The sequence below is a fragment of the Streptomyces sparsogenes genome, from assembly GCF_001704635.1.
GTDB lineage: Bacteria > Actinomycetota > Actinomycetes > Streptomycetales > Streptomycetaceae > Streptomyces > Streptomyces sparsogenes.
The window spans coordinates 1-20,166 of sequence record NZ_MAXF01000150.1; the positions used below are offsets into that span (position 1 = coordinate 1).

Annotated in this window: 20 protein-coding genes; 5 read left to right on the top strand and 15 right to left on the bottom strand. The window is 77.0% G+C overall.

All coding sequences use genetic code 11. The features are described from left to right. Positions 1 to 33: 33 nt before the first annotated feature. The 13 genes from BBH68_RS30695 to BBH68_RS30755 all read right to left on the bottom strand — a co-directional run bounded on the left by BBH68_RS30695 (position 34) and on the right by BBH68_RS30755 (position 13,944). Entirely contained in the window at positions 34 to 843 is an 810-nt protein-coding gene (locus BBH68_RS30695) for an SDR family oxidoreductase (RefSeq protein WP_065967007.1), read from the bottom strand. Positions 844 to 972: 129 nt separating this feature from the next. Then, on the bottom strand, positions 973 to 2,040 hold the full coding sequence (locus tag BBH68_RS30700; RefSeq protein ID WP_065967008.1) for a glycosyltransferase family 9 protein: 1,068 nt from the start codon (positions 2,038 to 2,040) through the stop codon (positions 973 to 975). Beyond that, entirely contained in the window at positions 2,037 to 3,488 is a 1,452-nt protein-coding gene (gene rfaE2 / locus BBH68_RS30705) for a D-glycero-beta-D-manno-heptose 1-phosphate adenylyltransferase (RefSeq protein ID WP_065967009.1), read from the bottom strand. Before rfaE2 ends, BBH68_RS30700 begins: the two co-directional genes overlap by 4 nt. A 52-nt stretch (positions 3,489 to 3,540) precedes the next feature. Beyond that, positions 3,541 to 4,179: a D-sedoheptulose-7-phosphate isomerase gene (locus tag BBH68_RS30710; RefSeq protein ID WP_065967010.1), complete on the bottom strand. Its 639-nt coding sequence runs from the start codon at positions 4,177 to 4,179 to the stop codon at positions 3,541 to 3,543. Positions 4,180 to 4,263: 84 nt separating this feature from the next. Next, a complete protein-coding gene (locus BBH68_RS30715; RefSeq protein ID WP_065967011.1) occupies positions 4,264 to 5,505 on the bottom strand; it encodes a glycosyltransferase in 1,242 nt (413 codons plus the stop codon). Further along, complete coding sequence (locus tag BBH68_RS30720) at positions 5,505 to 6,479, bottom strand: glycosyltransferase (RefSeq protein ID WP_065967012.1); 975 nt, start codon at positions 6,477 to 6,479, stop codon at positions 5,505 to 5,507. The genes BBH68_RS30715 and BBH68_RS30720 overlap by 1 nt, the downstream gene beginning before the upstream one ends. A 21-nt stretch (positions 6,480 to 6,500) precedes the next feature. Beyond that, the gene (locus tag BBH68_RS30725; RefSeq protein WP_065967013.1) at positions 6,501 to 7,511 is read right to left on the bottom strand and encodes a glycosyltransferase family 9 protein; all 1,011 of its coding nucleotides are present in this window, start codon (positions 7,509 to 7,511) and stop codon (positions 6,501 to 6,503) included. Continuing rightward, positions 7,508 to 8,236, bottom strand: coding sequence for a D-glycero-alpha-D-manno-heptose-1,7-bisphosphate 7-phosphatase (locus BBH68_RS39885; protein WP_425428862.1), 729 nt, complete (start codon positions 8,234 to 8,236; stop codon positions 7,508 to 7,510). The genes BBH68_RS30725 and BBH68_RS39885 overlap by 4 nt, the downstream gene beginning before the upstream one ends. 94 nt (positions 8,237 to 8,330) lie before the next feature. Continuing rightward, positions 8,331 to 9,407, bottom strand: coding sequence for a glycosyltransferase family 2 protein (locus BBH68_RS30735; RefSeq protein WP_079151296.1), 1,077 nt, complete (start codon positions 9,405 to 9,407; stop codon positions 8,331 to 8,333). Then, a complete protein-coding gene (locus BBH68_RS30740) occupies positions 9,404 to 11,149 on the bottom strand; it encodes a carbamoyltransferase family protein (RefSeq protein ID WP_079151297.1) in 1,746 nt (581 codons plus the stop codon). The genes BBH68_RS30735 and BBH68_RS30740 overlap by 4 nt, the downstream gene beginning before the upstream one ends. Positions 11,150 to 11,261: 112 nt before the next feature. After that, positions 11,262 to 12,227, bottom strand: a complete 966-nt coding sequence (locus tag BBH68_RS30745) for an NAD-dependent epimerase/dehydratase family protein (RefSeq protein WP_065967014.1) — start codon at positions 12,225 to 12,227, stop codon at positions 11,262 to 11,264. Positions 12,228 to 12,255: 28 nt separating this feature from the next. Next, positions 12,256 to 12,447 (bottom strand): DUF2795 domain-containing protein, encoded by a 192-nt coding sequence (locus tag BBH68_RS30750; RefSeq protein WP_065967015.1) that lies wholly within the window; start codon positions 12,445 to 12,447, stop codon positions 12,256 to 12,258. A gap of 114 nt (positions 12,448 to 12,561) precedes the next feature. Then, positions 12,562 to 13,944, bottom strand: coding sequence for an MFS transporter (locus tag BBH68_RS30755; protein WP_065967016.1), 1,383 nt, complete (start codon positions 13,942 to 13,944; stop codon positions 12,562 to 12,564). A gap of 347 nt (positions 13,945 to 14,291) precedes the next feature. Here BBH68_RS30755 and BBH68_RS30760 point away from each other — a divergent pair, with 347 nt between their 5' ends. Beyond that, a complete protein-coding gene (locus BBH68_RS30760; RefSeq protein ID WP_065967017.1) occupies positions 14,292 to 14,585 on the top strand; it encodes a DUF6343 family protein in 294 nt (97 codons plus the stop codon). A gap of 46 nt (positions 14,586 to 14,631) precedes the next feature. On the opposite strand, the gene BBH68_RS30765 is transcribed toward BBH68_RS30760, so the two are convergent. Beyond that, positions 14,632 to 15,087 carry a DUF2267 domain-containing protein gene (locus tag BBH68_RS30765; protein ID WP_065967023.1) on the bottom strand — a complete coding sequence of 152 codons (456 nt, stop codon included), beginning with the start codon at positions 15,085 to 15,087 and terminating at the stop codon, positions 14,632 to 14,634. A 161-nt stretch (positions 15,088 to 15,248) separates the two neighbouring features. Here BBH68_RS30765 and BBH68_RS30770 point away from each other — a divergent pair, with 161 nt between their 5' ends. The 3 genes from BBH68_RS30770 (at position 15,249) to BBH68_RS30780 (ending at position 18,376) form a co-directional block, all read left to right on the top strand. Beyond that, positions 15,249 to 16,064 carry a class I SAM-dependent methyltransferase gene (locus BBH68_RS30770; RefSeq protein ID WP_065967018.1) on the top strand — a complete coding sequence of 272 codons (816 nt, stop codon included), beginning with the start codon at positions 15,249 to 15,251 and terminating at the stop codon, positions 16,062 to 16,064. Between the two features lie 46 nt (positions 16,065 to 16,110). Then, entirely contained in the window at positions 16,111 to 16,599 is a 489-nt protein-coding gene (locus BBH68_RS30775; protein ID WP_065967019.1) for an NUDIX hydrolase, read from the top strand. Between the two features lie 64 nt (positions 16,600 to 16,663). Further along, entirely contained in the window at positions 16,664 to 18,376 is a 1,713-nt protein-coding gene (locus BBH68_RS30780) for a sensor histidine kinase (protein ID WP_065967024.1), read from the top strand. Positions 18,377 to 18,500: 124 nt separating this feature from the next. Here the strand turns inward: BBH68_RS30780 and BBH68_RS30785 are convergent, their stop codons facing one another. Then, a complete protein-coding gene (locus BBH68_RS30785; RefSeq protein ID WP_065967020.1) occupies positions 18,501 to 19,217 on the bottom strand; it encodes a response regulator in 717 nt (238 codons plus the stop codon). A gap of 249 nt (positions 19,218 to 19,466) precedes the next feature. Here BBH68_RS30785 and BBH68_RS30790 point away from each other — a divergent pair, with 249 nt between their 5' ends. Next, positions 19,467 to 20,048: an Rv1733c family protein gene (locus BBH68_RS30790; RefSeq protein WP_065967021.1), complete on the top strand. Its 582-nt coding sequence runs from the start codon at positions 19,467 to 19,469 to the stop codon at positions 20,046 to 20,048. Positions 20,049 to 20,166 lie beyond the last annotated feature (118 nt).

The following is a 20,166-nucleotide window of genomic DNA, read 5'->3' on the forward strand; positions in this document are numbered from 1 at the left end:
TCAGGGTGGGGTCAGGGCGGATCCCGGCCCGGCTCAGACGCCGCGCCAGGCGTCGCTCTCCAGATGGGAGCCGGCCATCGGGCCCATCCGCAGCATCCCGCCGTCCACGGCCCAGGAGGCGCCGGTGACATAGCCCGCGTCCTCGCTCGCCAGGAAGGCGATCACCGCCGCCACCTCCCGCGCGTCGCCGGGCCGCCCCAGGGGCACCCCCGGCCGGGGCTCGGTCCGTACGTCCGTGTCCTCCTGGCCGGTCATCGGGGTGGCGATCTCCCCGGGCGCGACGGCGTTGACCCGGATCCCGTGTTCGGCCAGCTCCAGGGCCATCACCTGGGTGAGCAGACCCAGTCCGCCCTTGGCGGCGCAGTAGGGGGCCGCGCCGACCCGGGGCTGGTGCTCATGGACGCTGGTGACGTTGACGATCCGGCCGCCGCCCTGCGCGACCATCCGCCGGGCGGCGCGCTGTCCGCACAGGAACGGGCCGACGAGGTCCACGTCCAGGACCTGCCGCACGGTGTCGTGGTCCAGCTCCAGGAACGGGGTGGCGGTGCCCGTTCCGGCGTTGTTGACCAGGACGTCCAGCCGCCCGAGCCGCTCGGCGAGCCGGTCCACCGCCTCCGCCGCCTCAGGAAGGGCGGTCAGGTCCATCCGTTCGACCTCCGCGCGCCGCCCGAGGCCCCGGACTTCGGCCGCGGTCTCCTCGGCGCCCTCGCGGTCGGTGTGCCAGGTGATGCCGATGTCCAGGCCCTGACGGGCGAGGCGTACGGCGGTGGCGCGGCCGATGCCGGAGTCCGCTCCGGTGATCACCGCCACGCCGGTGGCGGACTGGTGCTCGCTCGATGTCATTCCTCACTCCCTCGATCCCCCTGCGGGCCGGGTGGCCCGGTCAGGTCACCCCGTCACGTCACCCGGCCGGGTCTCACCGGGTCGTGTCACCTGATCGGGCCGCCTGAATCAGGCATGTGCGGCGGCGGGTCATTCGGGCCGGGCCAGGCCGGCCGTCTCGCGGTCGCGTCCGGGGCCGGTCTCCGGCAGGCGGGCGACGGCGTCCAGCACCTCGGCCACCGTGATGCGCAGCAGCCGCTCGTCCGGGCGGTCGCCGTGCGCGTCGCCCGGCCGCGCCCCGCCGTCGGTGGGGTGGTGCCACAGCGCGCGGTGCAGCGGGGACCTCGGCGGCCCCCACAGGCGCGGGGCCACCGGGCCGAACAGCACGACGGACGGCGTGCCGTGCGCGGTGGCCAGGTGCGCCAGGCCGGTGTCCCCGACGACCACCGCCCGGGCCCCGGCCACCAGCGCGGACAACTCGGCGAACGGCACGTCCGCCGCGCCGCCCAGCACCCGGGAGGGCGGCAGCCCGGCCCGCCGCGCCACCGCGCGGGCCAGCGGCCCCTCCCCGGCGCCCGCGGTGACCACCACCCGGTGCCCGGCGTCGCCCAGCGCCCGCGCCACGGCCGCGAACCGCCCGGCGGGCCACCGCCGGGCCGCCGCGTCCGCGCCCGGGTGCACCACCACCGCGCCCGGGGCGGGGGAGGGGCGGCCGGGGCGGGGGAGCCGCAGGTCGGCCGGGTCGGCCGGGACGCCGTACCAGCCCAGCAGCCGGCACCAGCGGTCCCGCTCGTGCTCGTCCTCCCGCCACACCGGGCCGGGCAGGTCCGGCGTGCCGGGGTGGCGGTAGGCGAACAGCCGGGCGGGCCGCAGCGCCCGCAGCGGCAGCCGGCTGGCCGGGCCGTTGCCGTGCAGGTCCACCGCGAGGTCGGGCGGCGGCCCGTCCCACTCGATCCGGCGGGGCACGGCCCGGCCCGGGGCCTCGGCCGGCAGCAGGCGGTCGACCGCCCCGGTCGCCGCGGCCGCCTCCGCCAGCCGGGCGGGCGCGGCCAGCAGCAGCTCGTGGTCCGGGTACGCCCGGCGCAGCGCGCGCAGTGCCGGGACGGCCGTGAGCAGGTCGCCCAGGCCCAGCGCGCGCAGCACCACCAGCCGGGGCCCGGTCGGGGAGGGGGCCCCGCCACCCCCGCGGTACGCGTCCCGGCGGTACGGCTCGGTCATGGGCGGGTCCGGGCGGGGGCGCCCGCCGCGCGGCGGGCGAGTTCGGTCGTCGAGCGGCCGTCGAGGTACGGCAGGACGAGCGCCTGCCCGCCCCACTCGCGCAGCGCGGCGGTCTCCGGCAGCGCGTCCACGCTGTAGTCGCCGCCCTTGACCCACACCTCGGGGCGCAGGACGCGCAGCAGCGCCTCCGGGGTGTCCTCGTCGAAGACGGCCACCGCGTCCACGCAGCCGAGCCCGGCCAGCACCCGCACCCGGTCTGCCAGCGGGGTGATCGGCCGGCCGGGGCCCTTGAGACGGCGGACCGAGGCGTCGGAGTTGACGCAGACGATGAGGCAGTCGCCGGTGCGCCGGGCGTTCTCCAGCAGACCGACGTGGCCGGCGTGCAGCAGGTCGAAACAGCCTCCGGTGGCCACGACGGTGCCGCCGCGGGCGCGTACGGACTCGGCGAGGGCCAGGGCGCCTCCCAGGTGGGGGAGGGCGTCGGCGGGCGGCGGAGGGGGCGCGCCGGCCGGGTCGGCGAGGTGCGCGGCCCCCGCCCACAGCGCGGGGTTGCCCACTCCGCCCGCGGCCACGAAGTCCGCGGCCTCCGCGACGGCCTGCTGCACCGCCTCCTCCGGCAGCGCCCCGTCCGCGAGCGCGATCGCCGCCGTGGCCGCGAAGCAGTCGCCCGCCCCGCACGGGTCGCCGTCGGCCGCGTAGGGCGCGGGCAGGTACATCGGGTCGCCGCTGCCCGCCCGGGTGAGGATCGCGCCGCGCCCGCCCAGGGTGACCGTCACGGCCGCGGCCCGCCACCGCTGCGCGAGCCGGGCGCCGCGCGCGCCGTGGGCGCACAGCGAGTCGTCCTCTCCCGCCGCCGCTCCCGCCGAACGGTCCGGGGCCGACCAGGCGCGCGCCTCCGCGGCGTTGGGCGTGGCCAGCCGCACCCCCGGCACGGGGTGCGCGCCGCGCGGATGCGGGTCCCAGACACAGGGGCGGCCGCGGGCGGCCTCGGCCAGCTGCGGCCGCAGCGCGGCCGCCAGGCCCCGGCCGTAGTCGGAGACCAGGACGGCCCCGGCCGCGCGGAGCACCGCCCGGACGGCCTCGCCCGGCGGCCCGGGGGTGCCGCCGCCGCGGTCGATGCGCACCAGCGGGCGGCCCCGGGCGCGGACCCGGGTCTTGACCGGCAGGCTGCCCTCCAGCGGCAGCTCGACCAGCCGGACCCGCGGCTCCAGCGCCTCGCGCACCGCCGCGCTCGCCGAGTCGCCGCCCAGCGCGGTGACGAGCACCACCTCCCGGCCCTGACGGGCGGCGAGGGCCGCGGCGAGACCCGCGCCGCCGGGCCGGGTGCGGTCCGCCACCACGTCGAGGACCGGTGCGGGGGCGTCGGGCGCCAGCCGGGTGGCCTCACCGTCGATGTCCTGGTCCAGGAGAGCGTCGCCGACGACGACGAGGGGGCGCGTGGCGGTCATGCGTACCTCCGGGACGGGGTGGGGGTGCGGGGATCCGGCGGGGTGCGGGAGGTCATGCCAGGCCCCGGCCCCAGGACACCGAGGGCGCCTCGGCCGCGGCCGGAGCGGGACGGTGGTGGCCCGCCGCCGCGTCGAACGCCTCGCACATCAGGTGGAGCGCCACCAGGTGGGCCTCCTGGACGGTGGCGGGGGAGTCCGAGCCGATGCACAGCGCCTCGTCCGCGCTCGCGGCCAGCGGGTTGGGACGGGGGCCGGTCAGCGCCCACACCCGCAGCCCGGCCGCCCGGCCGGTGTCCGCGGCGCCGAGCAGGTTGGCGCTGCGCCCGGAGGTGGACATGAGGACCAGCACATCCCCGGGGCGCCCGTGGGCGGCGACCTGCCGGGCGTACAGCTCCTCGAAGCCGTAGTCGTTGCCGATGGCGGTCACGCTGGAGGTGTCGGCGTGCAGCGCGATGGCCGAGTACGCGGGGCGGTCGTCCCAGTAGCGGCCGACGAGTTCGGCGGTCAGGTGCTGGGCCTGGGCGGCGCTGCCGCCGTTGCCCGCGGCCAGCAGCCGCCCCCCGACCGGCAGTACGGCGGCCAGCTGGCGGCCCCAGGCGGCCACCTGGCCGAGGCCGTGGTCTCTCAGCCGGCCCAGCGCGTCCTGGAGTGACTGGCAGTGCTCGTGCGCGGCGCGCAGCGAATCGGTCATGGCGTACGGGGCCCGCGGTCACGCGGACGGCGGCGTGTCCCCTGCCTCCCTTCCCGGGTGTCGGGGTCGGTGCCCGCGAGACGTTCACGCCGCTCCCGTGATCCGGGCCGGGCGCCGGGCCAGGACCTCGCGGTAGACGTCCTCGGTGGCGGCCGCGACGCGGTCCCAGCCGTAGCGGGTCAGCACCCGGCGGCGGCCCGCGCTTCCGCAGGCGGCCCGCCGGGCGGGGTGGTCCAGCAGTTCGCCGACGGCGTCGGCCAGCGCGATCGGGTCGCGCGGCGGGACCAGCCGGCCGGTGCCCGGGTCGGCGACGGTGTCCCGCTGCCCGCCGACGGCGCTGGCGACCACGGGCGTGCCGCACCCCATGGCCTCCAGCGGCACGATGCCGAAGGGCTCGTAGTCCGCGGGACACAGGGCCACGTCGGCGGCGCGCAGCAGCGCCGGCACCTGGCCGCGCGGCAGCCCGCCGGTGAACCGCACCCGGCCGGCGACCCGCAGCCGGCGGGCCAGGTCGCGCAGCCGGGCCACCTCCGGGTCGTCGTCGAGCCCGGCGGGCGGCGGGCCGCCCGCGATGACCAGCTCGGTGTCCGGCAGCAGGGCGAGGGCGGCCAGGGAGACCTCGGCGCCCTTGCGCGGCACCAGCCGGCCCACCTGAACCAGCAGATGGCGCCGGGAGCGGCGGGGGGCGGCCGGCCCGTCGGGGGTGAAGCGCTCGGTGTCCACGCCGCAGGGCACGACGGCCGCGCGCCCGGCCGGCAGGCCCATCGCGGCGAGCTCGGCCACCTCGTCCCGGCAGGTGGCGATGATGCGGTCGCAGGCCTCGCCGACCTCGGTCTCCCAGCCGATACGGCTCGGCGGGCTGGTGTCGGCGGCCCCCTGGTGGCGCCGCTTGACCGTGCCGAGGGCGTGATACGTGTGGGTGAACGGCAGGTCCAGCTCGCGCGCGGCCCGGAGGGTGGCGAGGCCGGACATCCAGAAGTGGGAGTGGGCCACGTCGGGCGACTCGTCACGCCACCAGCGGGCCAGGTGCCGGCCGAACTCGGTCATGTAGGGGAGCAGTTCGTCCTTGGGCACGGCGCCGGGCGGCCCGGCGGGCACGTGCCGCACCTCGACACCCGGCCGCAGCGACACGGTCGGCGCCAGGTCGGGCCGGTCCCGGCGGGTGTAGACGGTGACGCGGTGGCCCCGGTCGGCGAGCGCCGAGGCGAGCTGGGCGACGTGGACGTTCTGGCCCCCGGAGTCCACCCCGCCCAGCGCCGCGAGCGGGCTGGCGTGTTCCGAGACGAGTGCGATGGCCAGGCCGTCGCGGGGGATCGGCTCCGACATCAGCGGGTCACCTCCTCCAACAGCCGCTCCCAGTCGCCCAGGAAGCGCTTGAGTCCGTACCGGTCGAGCGCCGCGCGGCGGGCCCGCGCCCCGTCCTCGGCCGCCGCCCGCGGCTCGTGGAGATAGGTCCGGGCGGCGCGGGCCAGGGCCTCGGGGCGGGTGGAGAGCACACCGGCGCCCTCGGGCACCGCCTCGACCGCCTCGGTGGTGGCCAGCCCGACGACGGGCATGCCCAGGTGCATGGCCTCCAGCAGGGACAGCCCCAGCGAGGTCCAGCGCACCGGGTGGAGGTACAGGCGGCGGCGGGCCATCTCGGTGTGCAGCCGGGCCTGCGGCAGGTCCGCGCAGCGCAGGCGGTCCCCGGTCAGCCCCAGGTACGCGGCGAGCCGCTCGGTGCGCATGCCGAACACGTCCAGGGGCGCCGCCCGGCTCAGCTCGGGCAGCAGGTCGGTGCCGGTGGTGCGGCCGCGCCGGATCGGGTCGTTGACGACGACGGCGGCGCGCTCCAGCTCCCCGGTGTACAGGTGGCCCGGGTCGACGACGCCGTGCTCGACGACGGTGGTGGGGGCGGTGCCGGCGTCCCACAGGAGCCGGTTGAAGTGGGTGACGTGCACCAGGGTCACGCCGCGCAGGTCGTCCCGGTCGGCGCAGGGGTGGCGGGTGCGCGGCACGTCGCCGTCCGGGGCGTTGTGCTCCACGTAGACGGCGGGCACATCGCGCCCGGGGCGGCGTCCGCCCAGCCAGCACTCGGCGAGCGCGGCCTCGTGCGGCCGCTGGAGGACCACCAGGTCGACCGGGGCGTCGCGCAGCAGGGCGGGGCTCAGCTCGGCGACCGAGGCGGGCCAGGAATACGTCCGCGCCCGGCCGAGGCCGTCCGGCCCGCGATCGGGGAGCACCGGCACCAGGTAGCGGTGCGGACCCTGGACGAACGCGGTGGTCCAGGAGCCGTGCACATGCCAGATCAGAATGTTCATGGGCTCACCTCGTCCATGGGGTCAACGGGTCCTCAGCAGCGAGCCGACGCCGGCCAGCACCTCCGCGTCGGTCACCGAGTCCAGGCACGGGTGCCCGGGCACCGGGCACTCGCGGGCCCGGCTCCCGGCGCACGGCGCGTCCGGGCGGCCCAGCAGCACGTGCGGCACCCGGTAGGGCGCCCACCGCTCGGCGGGCACCACGGGGGCGAACAGGCAGACGACGGGCGTACCGACCGCGGCGGCCAGGTGCGAGGGCCCGGTGTTGCCGGTCACCACGGCCGCGGCCCCCGCCAGCACCCCGGCCAGCTCCAGGAAGCTGGTGCGGCCCCCGAGGTCGAGCGCGCAGTCCCCGGCCACGGCGGCGGTCAGCTCCTTCTCGGCCGGGCCGCCGGTCACCACCACCCGGTGCCCCGCGCCCTCCAGCGCGGCGACCGCCCGGACGGCCCGCTCCGGGGTCCAGGCGCGGGCGCCGACGGCCGCGCCCGGGTGGACCACGACATACGGATCGGCCCCCGTCAGGGGGGTGGTGTCGGGGGGCGCGGTGATGCCCAGGGCCCCGTCGTCGCCGGGCGGGAGCGCGAAGCCGGACGCCTCGGCGAGGTCCAGGGCGGCGCGCGCCTCGTGGCGGTGCGGGGCCCGGCGGTGCCGCAGGTCCAGCAGCGCGCCCGGGTAGTGCTCGCTGTCGGCGGCGACCCAGGGGACCCCGGCGAGTTTCAGCAGCAGCGCGGCGGGCAGCGGGCTCTGGTGGTACGAGGCCAGCACCAGCGCCCGGTCGAAGCGCCGGGCGCACACCGCGTCCAGCAGCGCGTCGGTGGTCTCCCGGCGGGCCGGGGGCGGGTCGAGGCCCACCCACGGGGCGTCGTGGACCAGCACCTCGTCCACGCCCGGCAGCAGCCGCGCCGCGGGCTCGCCGGGCGGCCCGCACAGCACGACCGTGTACGCGGACCCGGCCGCGACGGCGCGCACCGCGGGCCCGGCGAGCAGCACGTCGCCCGCGCTGTCGAGGCGCACGACGAGCGTGCGCGGCCTCATGGCGCCCCTCCCGCCGGACCCTGTGCGGGCCGGTGCCGGGGCGGTTCCTGCGCGGGCGGGCCTTCCGTGTCCTCGGGGCCCAGCGGCGCGTCCTCGGGGTCCAGCAGCCGCCGGACGGCGGTCAGCAGGTCGGGCGCGCAGTCCTCGGCCGCCGCGACCTCCTCGGGGCGGGTCACGGGCGTGGGCACCAGCACCCCTCGCGCACCCGCCGCGCGGGCGGCCGCCAGATCCGCGCCGATGTCCCCGACCACGGCGGTGCGGGCCGGGTCGACGCCCAGCTCCGCGCACGCGGCGTACACCAGCCCGGGGGCGGGCTTGCGGCAGCCGCACCCCTCGTCGGGGCCGTGCGGGCACACCGCCCACACGCCGAACGGCCCGAGCAGCTCCTCGACGCGCCGTCGCACCGCCGCCACCCGCTCCCGCGTCAGCAGCCCCCGGGCCACCCCCGACTGGTTGCTCACCACCCCGAGGCACAGCCCGCGCCCTCTCACGGCCTCCACGGCCGCCCGGGCCCCGGGCATGGGGCGCACCCGGCCGGGGTCCCCGTTGTACGGGACGTCCTCGATCAGCGTCCCGTCCCGGTCGAACAGCACGGCCGAGATCGGCGGCGCCGCTCCGGGGGGAGCGGGGCGCGGGGGGCGGACACGCCGCCGCGCCTGGCGGGCCGGGGCGAAGACCCAGGGCCCGTCGGCGCGTGCCGGGTGTGCGACTGGCGTGATCAACACGCCCAGCGAGTAACCGCGTAAATCGCAACGAAACGTGACGATTGACGACATTCTGGAGGTGTGTGGCGAGCACCGGGACGCCGGGGCCGGGGCCTCAGCCCGACCGCCCCCGGTGGCGGGCCAGGCCGGCGATCCAGTGGGCTGTGGCCACCGGGGGGATCGCGGCGCTGCTCGCCATCATCGTGGTGACCTCCTCGCGGGTGCGCGGGCCGGGCCGGATCCGGGCCGCCGCGAACTCCCCGGTGCCCGCCAGCCACACACCGGCGCAGACCGCGGCGGCCCGCGGCCGCCGCGCCGCCGCGCACACCAGCGCGGCCGTGGCCGCCGCCGTGATGGCCACGTGCCGGGGCAGCCGCCCCCGGGGCGCCCCGGCCCGCCCCCACCAGTCGCGGCCGTGGACGCGGCGCATCAGCACGTCATCGGCGTTGCCCGCCTGGACGCGCACCGAGACCCAGCGGTCCGCCGGCCGCACCGGGTGCGTCGTACGGCGCTCGCCGACCGCCAGCGCCCAGCCGGCCGCCTGCACGCGCAGCGCCAGATCGGCGTCCTCCCGGTAGGCCCGGGGGAAGCGCTCGTCGAAGCCTCCGACGGCCTCCAGCGCGGTCCGCCGGTACGCCATGTCGGCGGTGATCCAGCGGGACGTGGCGAGCCCCGCCGTGTTGCGCTCCCAGTCGGTGGGCCTGCGGTCGGTGGGCAGCGGCACGGTGATCCGCCCCTGCACCCCGGCCGTGCCGGGGCCGGCCGCGGCGAGGTCCCCGGCGAGCCAGGCCGTCCAGGCCGGGCCGGGGACGACGTCGTCGTCGAGGAAGACGATCCACGGCTCGGGCGCGGCGGCCCACCCGGCGTTCCGGGCGGCCGCGGGGCCGGCGGCGCGCCCGGGGACGATCTCCACGAGGTGGCGCAGCCCCTCGGGGATCTCCACGGGCAGGGGGGTGTGGTCCTCGGGTCGGCGGTCGTCGGCGAGCACGATCCGGCGGGGCCGGGGCTCCCCGGCCTGGTCCAGGGCGCTCAGGACCGCGCTCAGGCTGGGCCGGCCGAGCGTGGGGATGACGATCGCGTACTCGGGCGCCGCGGCAGGGGCGGGCCCGGGGGCGGGGGCGGGCCCGGGGGCAGGGGCGGGCGCGGCCAGCGGGTCGTGGCCGTTCGCCTTCAGCGCGCGCTCCGGCCTCATCGCCCGTCCGCTTCCCGCTCGTCGTCCTCCGGCCCGCCGTCCGCGGCCGCCCCCGCCCCCGGCCCGGGGCGGGGCGCCGCGGCCGCCGCGTCCGGCTGGCCGGCCGCGAAGAACGCGCCGCGCCGGATCACGAAGGACCCGATCGCCAGCAGGTCCACGGGAGCCGAGCCGAAGCACTCCAGCGCGTCGCGCGGATCGTCGACCATGGGCCGTCCGGCCGTGTTCAGGCTGGTGTTCACCACCACCGGCAGCCCGGTGAGCCGTTCGAAGCAGCCGAGCACGCGGGCCATCAGGGGCTCGGCCGCCGGGTCCACGGTCTGGATCCGGGCGGTGCCGTCGACGTGGACGACGGCGGGGATACGGTCCCGCCAGCGCGGCGCCACCTCGTGCACGAACAGCATGTACGGGCTGGGCAGCGGGCCGTCGAAGATCTCCGCGGCCCGGTCGGCGAGCACCATCGGCGCCACCGGCCGGAACTGCTCGCGCCCCTTGACGTCGTTCAGCCGCTCCAGGTTGCCCGAGCGGCCGGGGTGCGCCAGCAGCGAGCGGTGTCCCAGCGCCCGCGGCCCGTACTCGGAGCGGCCCTGGAACCAGGCCACGATCGCGTCGTCCGCCAGCGCGCGGGCGACGGTCTCCGCGACATCGGCGGGCCGCTCGTACGGCACCGCGGCGGTCTTGAGCCAGGCCTCCAGCTCCGCGTCCGACCAGCGGCGCCCGAGGTCCGCGCCGGGGATCGGCTCGGTCCGCTGCCCGCCGTGGGCGGCGAGGTGCAGCGCCCCGCCCAGGGCGGTGCCCGCGTCCCCCGCGGCGGGCTGCACCCATACCCGGTCGAAGGGGCCCTCCCGGGCCACGCGGGAGTTGGCGACGCAGTTGAGCGCCACCCCGCCGGCCATGGTGAGCACGCTGTCGTGGGTGCGGCCGTGCAGCCAGCGCACCAGGTCGAGCAGCGTCTCCTCCAGGCACGCCTGGGCGCTCGCGGCCAGGTCGGCGTGGGCCTGCGACCAGGCCTCCCCGGGACGGCGCGGCGGGCACAGCTCGGCCCACGGCACACCGGTGGCCCGGAAGCCCCCGTCGCCGGTCGGGTGGACGTACCGGCGCAGCTCGTCCAGCAGCCGTGGGGCCCCGTACGCGGCCAGGGCCATCACCTTGTACTCGTCCGAGGAGCGCAGGAAGCCCAGGTGCTCGGTGAGTTCCTCGTAGACCAGGCCGAGGGAGTGCGGCAGCTCCTGGCCGCGCAGCGGCTCCAGGCGGTCGCCGAGGCGGCGGGCGGCGAGGTGGGAGGTGGCCTCGCCGCGGCCGTCCAGGACGAGCACCGAGGAGGTCTCCGCGCCGGGCGCGGCGTAGGCGCTGGAGGCGGCGTGGGCCAGGTGGTGCGGCACGAACCGCACGATGTCCGGGTCGAGCCCGGGCAGGGCGGTGGCGAGGAAGCCCGGCGCCTGGCGGGCGTAGGTGAGCCGCAGGTGGTCCCATGGGTCGTCGAGCCCCATCACGTCGGCCGGGCGGGCCAGGGCGGGGTCGAAGGAGTACGCGACCGCGTCCAGGTCCTGCGGGCGCAGCCCGGCCTCGGCCAGGCACCAGGCGGCGGCCTTCTCCGGGAGCTCCCAGGCCGAGAAGGGCACCGGCCGCTTTCCGTGCTTGCGCCGGGAGAAGCGTTCCTCCTCCGCGGCGGCGACCGTGTGTCCCTCGATGACCAGGGCGGCGGCGGGGTCGTGGAAGAGTGCGTTGATGCCGAGGATGCGCATGGAGGTTCGCCTTTCGGCGGCCCTGCGGCCGCGGATGGTGCGGTGGCGGGAGGCCTTCCGCCGGGGGCTTGCGGCCGGCCGCCGGGGAACCGGCCGCCGGGGACCGGGCGGGTCAGGCCGTGGCGTGCTCGCGGAACCAGCGGACCGTGCGGGCCAGCCCCTCGTCGGCCGGGACGCGCGGCTCCCACTGGAGCTTGCCGCGGGCCAGCGTGATGTCGGGGCAGCGCACCGCGGGGTCGTCCGTCGGCCGCTCGATGAAGTGGATGCCGGCGTCGGAGCCGGCGATGTCGATGATCTTCCGGGCGAGGTCCAGCATGGTGATCTCGTCCGGGTTGCCGATGTTCACCGGGCCGAGCAGATCGGAGGCGGCCATGGCGAGGATGCCGCGCACCGTGTCGTCGATGTAGGCGAGGGAGCGGGTCTGCCGCCCGTCGCCGGTGACGGTCAGCGGCTCGCCCGCCAGCGCCTGCCGGATGAAGGTGGGCACGGCGCGCCCGTCGTAGCCGCGCATGCGCGGGCCATACGTGTTGAACAGCCGCACGATCCCGGTGTCCGTGCCGCGCGCCCCCGCCTCGGCCGTGGTCAGAGCCTCGGCGAAGCGCTTGGCCTCGTCGTAGACGCTGCGGGGCCCGACCGGGTTGACATTGCCCCAGTAGCGCTCGCTCTGCGGATGCTGCTGGGGGTCCCCGTACGCCTCGGAGGTGGAGGCGAGGACGAACCGGGCCCCGTGGCGGCGGGCGAGGGCCAGCGCGTTGCGGGTGCCCAGGCTGCCGGTGTCCAGGGTGTGCAGCGGCAGCCGGAGGTAGTCGGCCGGGGAAGCCGGCGACGCGAAGTGCAGGACGAGGTCGCAGGGGCGGCCCACCTCGAACGGCTCGCTGACGTCGGCGCGCAGCAACGAGAAGCCCGGGTGCTCGGCGAGGTGGGCCACGTTCCCGGCGGTGCCCGTACAGAAGTCGTCGACGCAGATGACCTCGGTGCCCCGGTCGAGCAGCGCGGTGCACAGGTGGGAGCCGACGAAACCGGCGCCGCCGGTGACGACGGCGCGCTGGAAGTGGTGGGCGGATGCTGCCTCTCGCATGGGATCTCCCTCCGCGCGCCGTCGGTGCCTAGGACCCGTAGAGCTCTTTCTGCACCTCGTTGGGGCCCTCGTACCGGTCGCGTTTCAGATGGGAGATCTCCTCCACGACCTTCCGGTCGGCCTTGTTCTTCTTCGCCAGGTCGGTCAGGGACTCCCGGTCGGCGGGGTAGCTCGCGCCCTTGAGGGCCTTCTGCACGTCGGTGGGCCTGATCTCGGCCATGGTGATCCTCCCAGGGTGGGGGTGTGATTCCGATCCGCCCCCCACGGGATCGGTCCCTCCCCAGTACCCCTCTCCTGATCGGTCAATCAGGACAAAACGGTCGGGGCGCGCGGGTCAGGCGGTGGGGGTCAGCTCCTCGACCGGAGCCTGCCCGGCGGCCGGCAGCGGCCCGGCCGCCACCACGCGCGACGCGCGCCGCCCCTGGTGCAGCGCCCCCGCTCCGATCGAGCCCGCGATGACCAGTCCGCCGATCACCAGGGCGCCCCGCGCCCCCGTCCACTCCATCAGCAGGCCGAGCAACGGCGGGCCCGCCAGGCCCCAGGCCGTGCTCACGCTGCGCCAGACCCCGAGCACCCGGCCGCGCATGTGCGGCGGCGGGTCGGTCTGCAGCACCGTGGTGCCCGCCGTGTCCGACATCGACTCCACCACGGCCATGGGGGCCACGAGCAGGACCAGCAGCAGCAGGTCGGGGGAGAACCCCGCCGCGATCTGCAGCACCGCCCCGGCGGCCGCGAGCGCGGCGACCAGCCGGACCGAGGGCCGGCGCATCCGGCCGGCCAGCACGGCGCCCGCGATGCCGCCCGCGGCGAGCATGGTGGACACGGTCCCGAACTCCTCGGCGCCCCCGGCCAGCGGGCCGGTGACCAGCACCGCCAGGGTCAGGCTGTAGTTGCGCCCGAAGACCGCGCTGACCGCGGTGATCGCCGTCAGGGCCACCAGCCGGGGCCGGCTCATGAAGAACGACAGACCGTCGCGGGCTCTGCCCGGGGCCACCGCGACCGGCTCGGGACCGGCGGCCTCCGCCCGTGGCCGCAGGCGCAGAAACGGGATGACGGCCGTCACGAAGAGGAACGAGAGGCCGTTGGCGGCGTACGCGGCCGCCTCGCCCAAGCCGGCCACGGCCACCCCCGCGAGCGCGACCCCCGCGAGCCGACCGGTGCTGTGCACGACCGAGCCCAGCGCGATCGACGACGGGACGTCCTCCGCCGGCACCAGGTCGTTGCCGAGCAGCGCGCACGCCGGCCCGTCGACGGTGGCGACCAGGCCCGTCACCGCGGCCAGGACCATCAGCAGCGGCATGGTGAGCAGATCGAAGGCCACCAGCGCCGCCGTGACGAAGGCCACCGCCCCCAGGACGGCCTGGCTCACCGCGGCGGTCAGCTTGCGCGGCCAGGCGTCGACCGCCGCGCCGCCCGCGAGGCCCAGCAGCAGTCCGGGCGCGGCCTGCACGGTCAGCGACAGGCCGGTGGCGGCGGCCGAGCCGGTGAGCTGCAAGACCAGCAGGTTCTGCACGGTCAGCTGCATCCACGTCCCGGCGTTGGAGACGAGATTCGCGGCGGACCACCACCGCATGCTCCGGTGCCGCAGGCATCGCCACACCGCCCGGTCGGCGCGCCGGCCGGCACGCCGACCGGCGGTCGGGCGGCGTCCGGGCGTGGCGGATGCCTCGGGGGCCGTACGGGGGCGGGGGACGCGGGGCGCGGGGGCAGGCTTCATCGGAGGGGCTTCATCGGAGAGGCTTCATCACAGGGGGCCCGGGGGCTCGGGCGGCGGGCGGACACGGATTCGGGGCGACGGACGGGCGCAAAAAAAGAACCCCCGGTCCCCGGGGTGGCCGCCGCGCCGGCGCGACGACGATCCATGGTCACAGACGCTTCGGCGCTCCCGCGCCACCGGACCGTGGCCGCCGTGCCATGAATCCCCCAAATGCGCTGGTCGTGGCGGTAGGAGGCGCTTCGCGTGGCTTTTCTCACACCCCTCCGCGGCCCGCTCTTCCCCCGCGGCTCCGGCAGGCGCCGCCGTGCGCGGACCTACGCTGGAACCAGGAGCGTGGAGGAGATGCCATGCGTCACGAGCGCCACCGCCCCGACGGGCGCACCGGGAGCGAGCCGACCACCGCCCGCAGCGCGCTCGGCCTCCGGGTGGCCCTGGCGACGGTGTACGTGCCGCTCTTCGTGGTCGGAGCCGTGATCTTCGGCTTCTGGGCCTCCCGCGCCCGGCCCGGCGACTCGCCCAGCCCCACGGTGCTGAGCGTGCTGGCGATCGTCTGCGCGGTCCTCGCCCTGCTGGCCCTCGCGGACTACGCGGTCGTCCAGCGGCGCCGCAAGGCCGGACGAGGGCGCACGCGACCACGGTGAGGGCCGCCGCTGTGCGGCGGGCCGGCCACCGCTCGTCGCGCTTCGCCTACCGCTCTTCCCGGGTCCGCCGCTCCTCGAAGGCCCGCGCCTCCGGCAGCAGCTCCCGGATGTCGCCCGGCAGCGCGTGGTAGAGCTTCTCCATCAGCTCCGGGCTCACCGCCGAGTCCAGCACCTCGAAGATCGCGCTCGCTTCCCGGATCGCCTCCTCCTCCGAGGTCCGGGCGCGCCAGGCGATCCGCCCCGCGAAACCGGTGAGGTCGAACCGCTCGCCGTGGTCGCGCCGGTGGGCCCGCTGCTCGGGCGAGGCCTCGTGGGACGCGACCACCCGCCGCATGGGGTCGGCCGCCTCGCTCGGCAACTGCGCCGCCATGTGGTCGGACAGCCCGTCCGGGATCCGCTCGGCGAGGGTTTCGAGCGTGGCGCGCACCGCCCGCTCCGCCGACTGCCGGTCGGGGAGCCGCGCCAAGGTCTGGACCCGCCCCGTCAGCTCTTCGTAGCGCATGATCAGCACCCCCAGCGTCGCGTTGTCCGCATCGTCCGCCGAGTGCCCACGGCCGCCTCGGCGAACCGCCGGCGGGAACGGGCCGTCGTACGCCGCTCGTCGGCCGCTTGTTACCGTCGAGCGAGGCTCACACGACGGCAGGACCGGCGAGGGAGACGAAGATGGCCGCGGCGCCGCGCATCGAACTGGACTCACGGTCACCCGACGCGGTGGACGGCCGGCAGATCAGAGCGGTCGCCTTCCAGGCAAGCCGCCTGGAGTACGTGCGCAGGACCCTGCGGAGCGTCGGCCTGGCCGCGGCGGGGAGCCGGGCCCTGGTGGTGGGGAGCGGCCGCGGACCGCTGGCCGGCGGCCTGGCCCGGCTGGGGTTCGACGTCCTCGCCCTCGACCCGTCCCCCACCGCGACGGCGCTCGCCCGCGAGGCGGGAGATCGGGAGGCGGGGGAACGGGAGGCGGGGGCGCGCGAGGCGGGGGATCAAAAGTGCCTCGCCATCCGTCACGAAACCGCGCCGCCCGACGCGCTGGGCGTCCCCGACGCCGCGTTCGACCTCATCTACTACGCGGACACCTTCGAACTCGCCCCGGACCTCGACGCCGTCCTCGCGGAGGGGGCCCGGGCGCTCGCGCCGGACGGTCTGCTGGTCTACGACACCGTCAACCGCACCCCGCTGTCCCGCCTCGTCTACCTCCTCGCCTTCCAGCGCCTGCCCATGACGCGGATCATGCCCCCCGGCCGCTACGCCGCGGGGCGGCTGCGCACCCCCGCCGAACTGACCGAGGCGCTGGCCCGCCACGGGCTGCGCCACGAGGACGTCTGCGACTTCAAGCCCCGGGATCCGCGCGGCCTGATCAAGGCCACCATGGCCCGCCGCCGCGGGCGGATCACCGACGAGGAGATCCCGCCCGTGGTCGACTTCGTCCTCGCCCCGGACACCCGGCCCCAGGTCACCTATCTCGGCCATGCCCGCAAGGTCTGAGGAGCCACGGCGGCGGGCCGGGCGGGCCCCGCGCACACTGGGCTCCGTGACGGAGAAGCGAAGCGCCGGAATCCTGCTGTTCCGTGGCGCGGACCCGGCGGGGACGGATCCGGCGTCCGGCGCCCAGGTCCTGCTCGGCCACATGGGCGGGCCCTTCTGGGCGCGCAAGGACGAGCGCGCCTGGTCGGTGCCCAAGGGCGAGTACGAGCCGGACGAGGACCCGGTGGACGCGGCGCGCCGGGAGTTCGAGGAGGAGCTGGGCCTCCCGCCGCCGCCCGGCGATCTCCTTCCGCTGGACTCGGTCCGCCAGACCGGCGGCAAGGTGGTGACCGTCTGGGCGCTGGCGGGCGACCTGGATCCGTCGCGGGTCACCCCGGGCACGTTCGAGATGGAGTGGCCGAAGGGGTCCGGGCGCCTTCGGCTCTTCCCCGAGATCGACCGGGTGGCATGGCTGGACCTCCCCGAGGCCAGGCGGAAGATCGTGGCCAAGCAGGCGGTCTTCCTCGACCGGCTCGAGGAGCGGCTGCGCGGCTGAGCCCCGTACGGGATTCGCGACCCGCCGCCCCCGGCTACCGTGAGGAGAGGAGGCACCGGTGGCCATGGGTAGCGCGAGGAGTCCCGGAAACCTGCCTCGGCTGCGGCTCGACGAGCTGCTGGACGAGTTGCAGGGGCGGATCGACACGGTGCGGGGGACCCAGGGCAGGGTGCACAGCCTGCTGGAGGCCGTGCTCTCGGTCGGCCGGGAGCTGGACCTGTCGCATGTGCTGCGGCGGATCGTCGAGGCCGCCGTGGTCCTGGTGGACGCCGAGTACGGGGCCCTGGGCGTGATCGGGGAGGACCAGCGGCTGGCGGAGTTCCTGACCGTGGGCGTCGACGCCGGACAGACCGAGGCCATCGGGGCGCTGCCGTCCGGCCACGGCATTCTGGGCGAACTCATCCGCCACCCCGAGCCGTTGCGGCTGGCCGAGCTGTCCGAGCACCCGGCCTCGTACGGCTTCCCGGAGGGGCATCCCCCGATGCACTCGTTCCTGGGGGTGCCCATCCGGGTGCGGGACGAGGTCTTCGGCAATCTCTATCTGACGGAGAAGCGGAGCGGCAAGGAGTTCGACGACGAGGACGTGACGGTGCTGTCCACCCTCGCCGTGGCGGCCGGGGTGGCCATCGAGAACGCCCGGCTCTACGAGGAGGCCCGGCACCGCCAGCGCTGGCTCGAGGCGAACGCGGAGGTGACCCAGGGCCTGCTGTCCGGGGCCGACGAGACCCGGGTGCTGGGCCTGATCGTCGGGCACGCCCGGCGGCTGCTCGCCGCGGACCTGGGCGTGCTCACGCTGCCGGTCGAGGGGACCGCCGAGCTGCGGGTCGCGCTCGCGGACGGCATCGACGCCGAGGCGCACCGCGGGCTGGTGCTGTCCCGCCAGGGCTCGTTCGCCGGCGCCGCCTTCCTCGGGTCGCGGGCCGTCACCAGCGGTGACGTCGAGCACGATCCGCGGATCACCCGGGGCCCCAAGCGGTGGACGGGCCTGGGCCCGGCGGTGGCGGTGCCGATGCGGACGGGCGAGGGGGTCCAGGGGGTGCTGTCGCTGGCCCGCGCGGCGGGCAGTCCGCCGTTCACCCCGACGGAGACGGACCTGCTGCTGGGCTTCGCCGGTCAGGCGGCGCTCGCCATGAAGCTGGCCGAGCGGCGGCGCGACGCCGAGCAGGTCGCGCTGCTCGAGGACCGCGACCGGATCGCCCGCGACCTGCACGACCTGGCCATCCAGCGGCTGTTCGCGGCCGGGATGACGCTGCAGAGCACGATGCGCTTCGTCCACCACCCGGAGGGCGCCGAGCGTCTGTCGCGGGTGGTGGACGACCTGGACGACACCATCAAGATCATTCGTTCGACGATCTTCGGGCTCCGGTCGCACGAGGCGGGCCCGACCGCGCGGGGGCTGCGGGTGCGGGCCGCCAAGACCGTGGAGGAGGCCGTGACGGCGCTGGGGTTCACGCCGTCCCTGCGTACGGAGGGGCTGGTGGACACCGAAGTGCCGGGTGCCGTCGCGGACGACGTGGTCGCGGTCCTGGCCGAGGCGCTGTCCAACGTCGCCCGGCACGCCCGGGCCGGCGGTGCGGAGATCTCCCTGGTCGTCGGGTCGGGCCGGCTGACTGTCACGGTCACCGACGACGGGGTGGGCGTCCCGGAGGGCGGTCGGCGCAGCGGGCTGCGGAACCTCGCCGAGCGCGCCGTACAGCGCGGGGGTGAGCTGGCGGTCGAGGCGCCCGAGGGCGGCGGGACGCGCCTGGTGTGGAGCGTTCCGCTGCGCCGGGACTGACGGGGGCGGGACTGACCGACGGCGGGACTGACCGACGGGGGACCGACGGCGGGACTGAATGACGGGGAACCACGGCGGGACTGACGGGGGCCGTTCGGCCGGGACGGGGCGGGAGGTGGCCAGGTCAGCGGGCGGAGTCCGGTCGCGCGGAGGGCGGATCGGGGGGTCGCGGGTCCGCGTGGGTGGCGATCACGGCCGCCTGGACGCGGCGTTCGACGCCGAGCTTGGCCAGGAGGCGGGAGATGTGGTTCTTCACCGTCTTCTCGGACAGATAGAGCCGCTTGCCGATCTGCCGGTTCGTCATTCCCTCGCCGATCAGGGCCAGGATCTCCCGCTCCCGGGTGGACAGCCCGGCCAGCGTCTCGTCCCGGGGCCCGGGCTCGCCGCCGTCCCCGCGCAGGGTGCTCATCAGCCGGGCGGTGGTGGCCGGGTCCAGCATCGACTGTCCGGACGCCACCGTGCGAACGGCGGAGACCAGGTCGGACCCTTTGATCTGCTTGAGGACGTACCCCGCCGCCCCCGCCATGATCGCGTCCAGCAGCGCGTCGTCGTCGTCGAACGAGGTGAGCATCAGACAGGCCAGCCCGGGCATGGCGGAGCGCAGTTCGCGGCAGACGGTGACGCCGTCCCCGTCCGGCAGCCGCACGTCCAGGATCGCCACGTCGGGCCGCAGCGCGGGACCCCGGGCCATCGCCTGGGCGGCGGTCCCCGCGTCGCCGACGACCTCGATGTCCGGCTCGGCGTCCAACAGGTCGTGCAGTCCGCGCCGTACGACCTCGTGGTCGTCCAGCAGGAACACCCGGATCGGCGACGGGGGAGCGGTGTGTGCCGAGTCGGTCATGGCGCCCTCCCGCACGGTGGTCGTGGTCGTCGCCCGGCCCCCGCATCGATCCTGGCTCGCCCCGGGCGGCCGTGCCAGGGCCGAACGGCCCACGACAGGCCCTCAAGGGCGCGGCGGGGCCGATGGTCCCGCCCCCGGGCCTGCCCGGCCCTCGCCCTTGGCGGCCCGTCTGTGCGACGGTCGATACAGGGAGCCCCCGCGCTGCCGCGCGGGGTCCCGCTCGGGCAGCACGCGACAGGGGGTGCGGCGATGAGCGCGAAGGTGCGCACGCGGCTCTTGTGGCGGTGGCGGCGCAATCCGCTGAGGCGCCGCTCGGACGTCGTCGAGGCATGGGTCGCGCTGGTGGCCGGCCTGGTGATGGCGGTCGGCGGCACGGCCGCGGGCGTGGCCACGGCGGACGCCGTGGAGCGGCCCCTGCTGGTGGAGCGCGCGGAGCGGCACCAGGTCCCGGCGCGGCTGCTCGAGGACGCCCCCGCGACGCAGCCCTCCGCCGACGGCTCCCGGGCCGGCCGTGTGCCCGCCGAGGTGCGGTGGAAGGCGCCCGACGGCTCGGTCCGCACCGGCACCGCGCAGGTGCCCGAGGGGCGCGCGGCCGGCACGGCGACCGTGGTGTGGACCGACGGGCACGGCCGGCTGGTCCCCGAGCCGCTCACCCCCCGGGAGGCCGAGACCAGGGCGGCCCTGACCGGAGCCACGGCGGCGGCCGGGGTGGGCCTGGTGACCCTGGCCGGCCGGCGGGTCGTACGGTGGCGGCTGGACCGCCACCGCGCCGAGGAGTGGGAGCGGGCCTGGGCCGAGGTCGAGCCGCGCTGGAGCAGCCGCGGCGGCTGAGCCGGCCGCGGGCCGGGGCGTTCGGGAAAACCCCGGGGAGCAGGCCGGGTCTTCGTCAGGACAAGCCCCGGCCTTCAGGACAAGCCCCGGCCTCCAGGACAAGCCCCGGCCTCCAGGA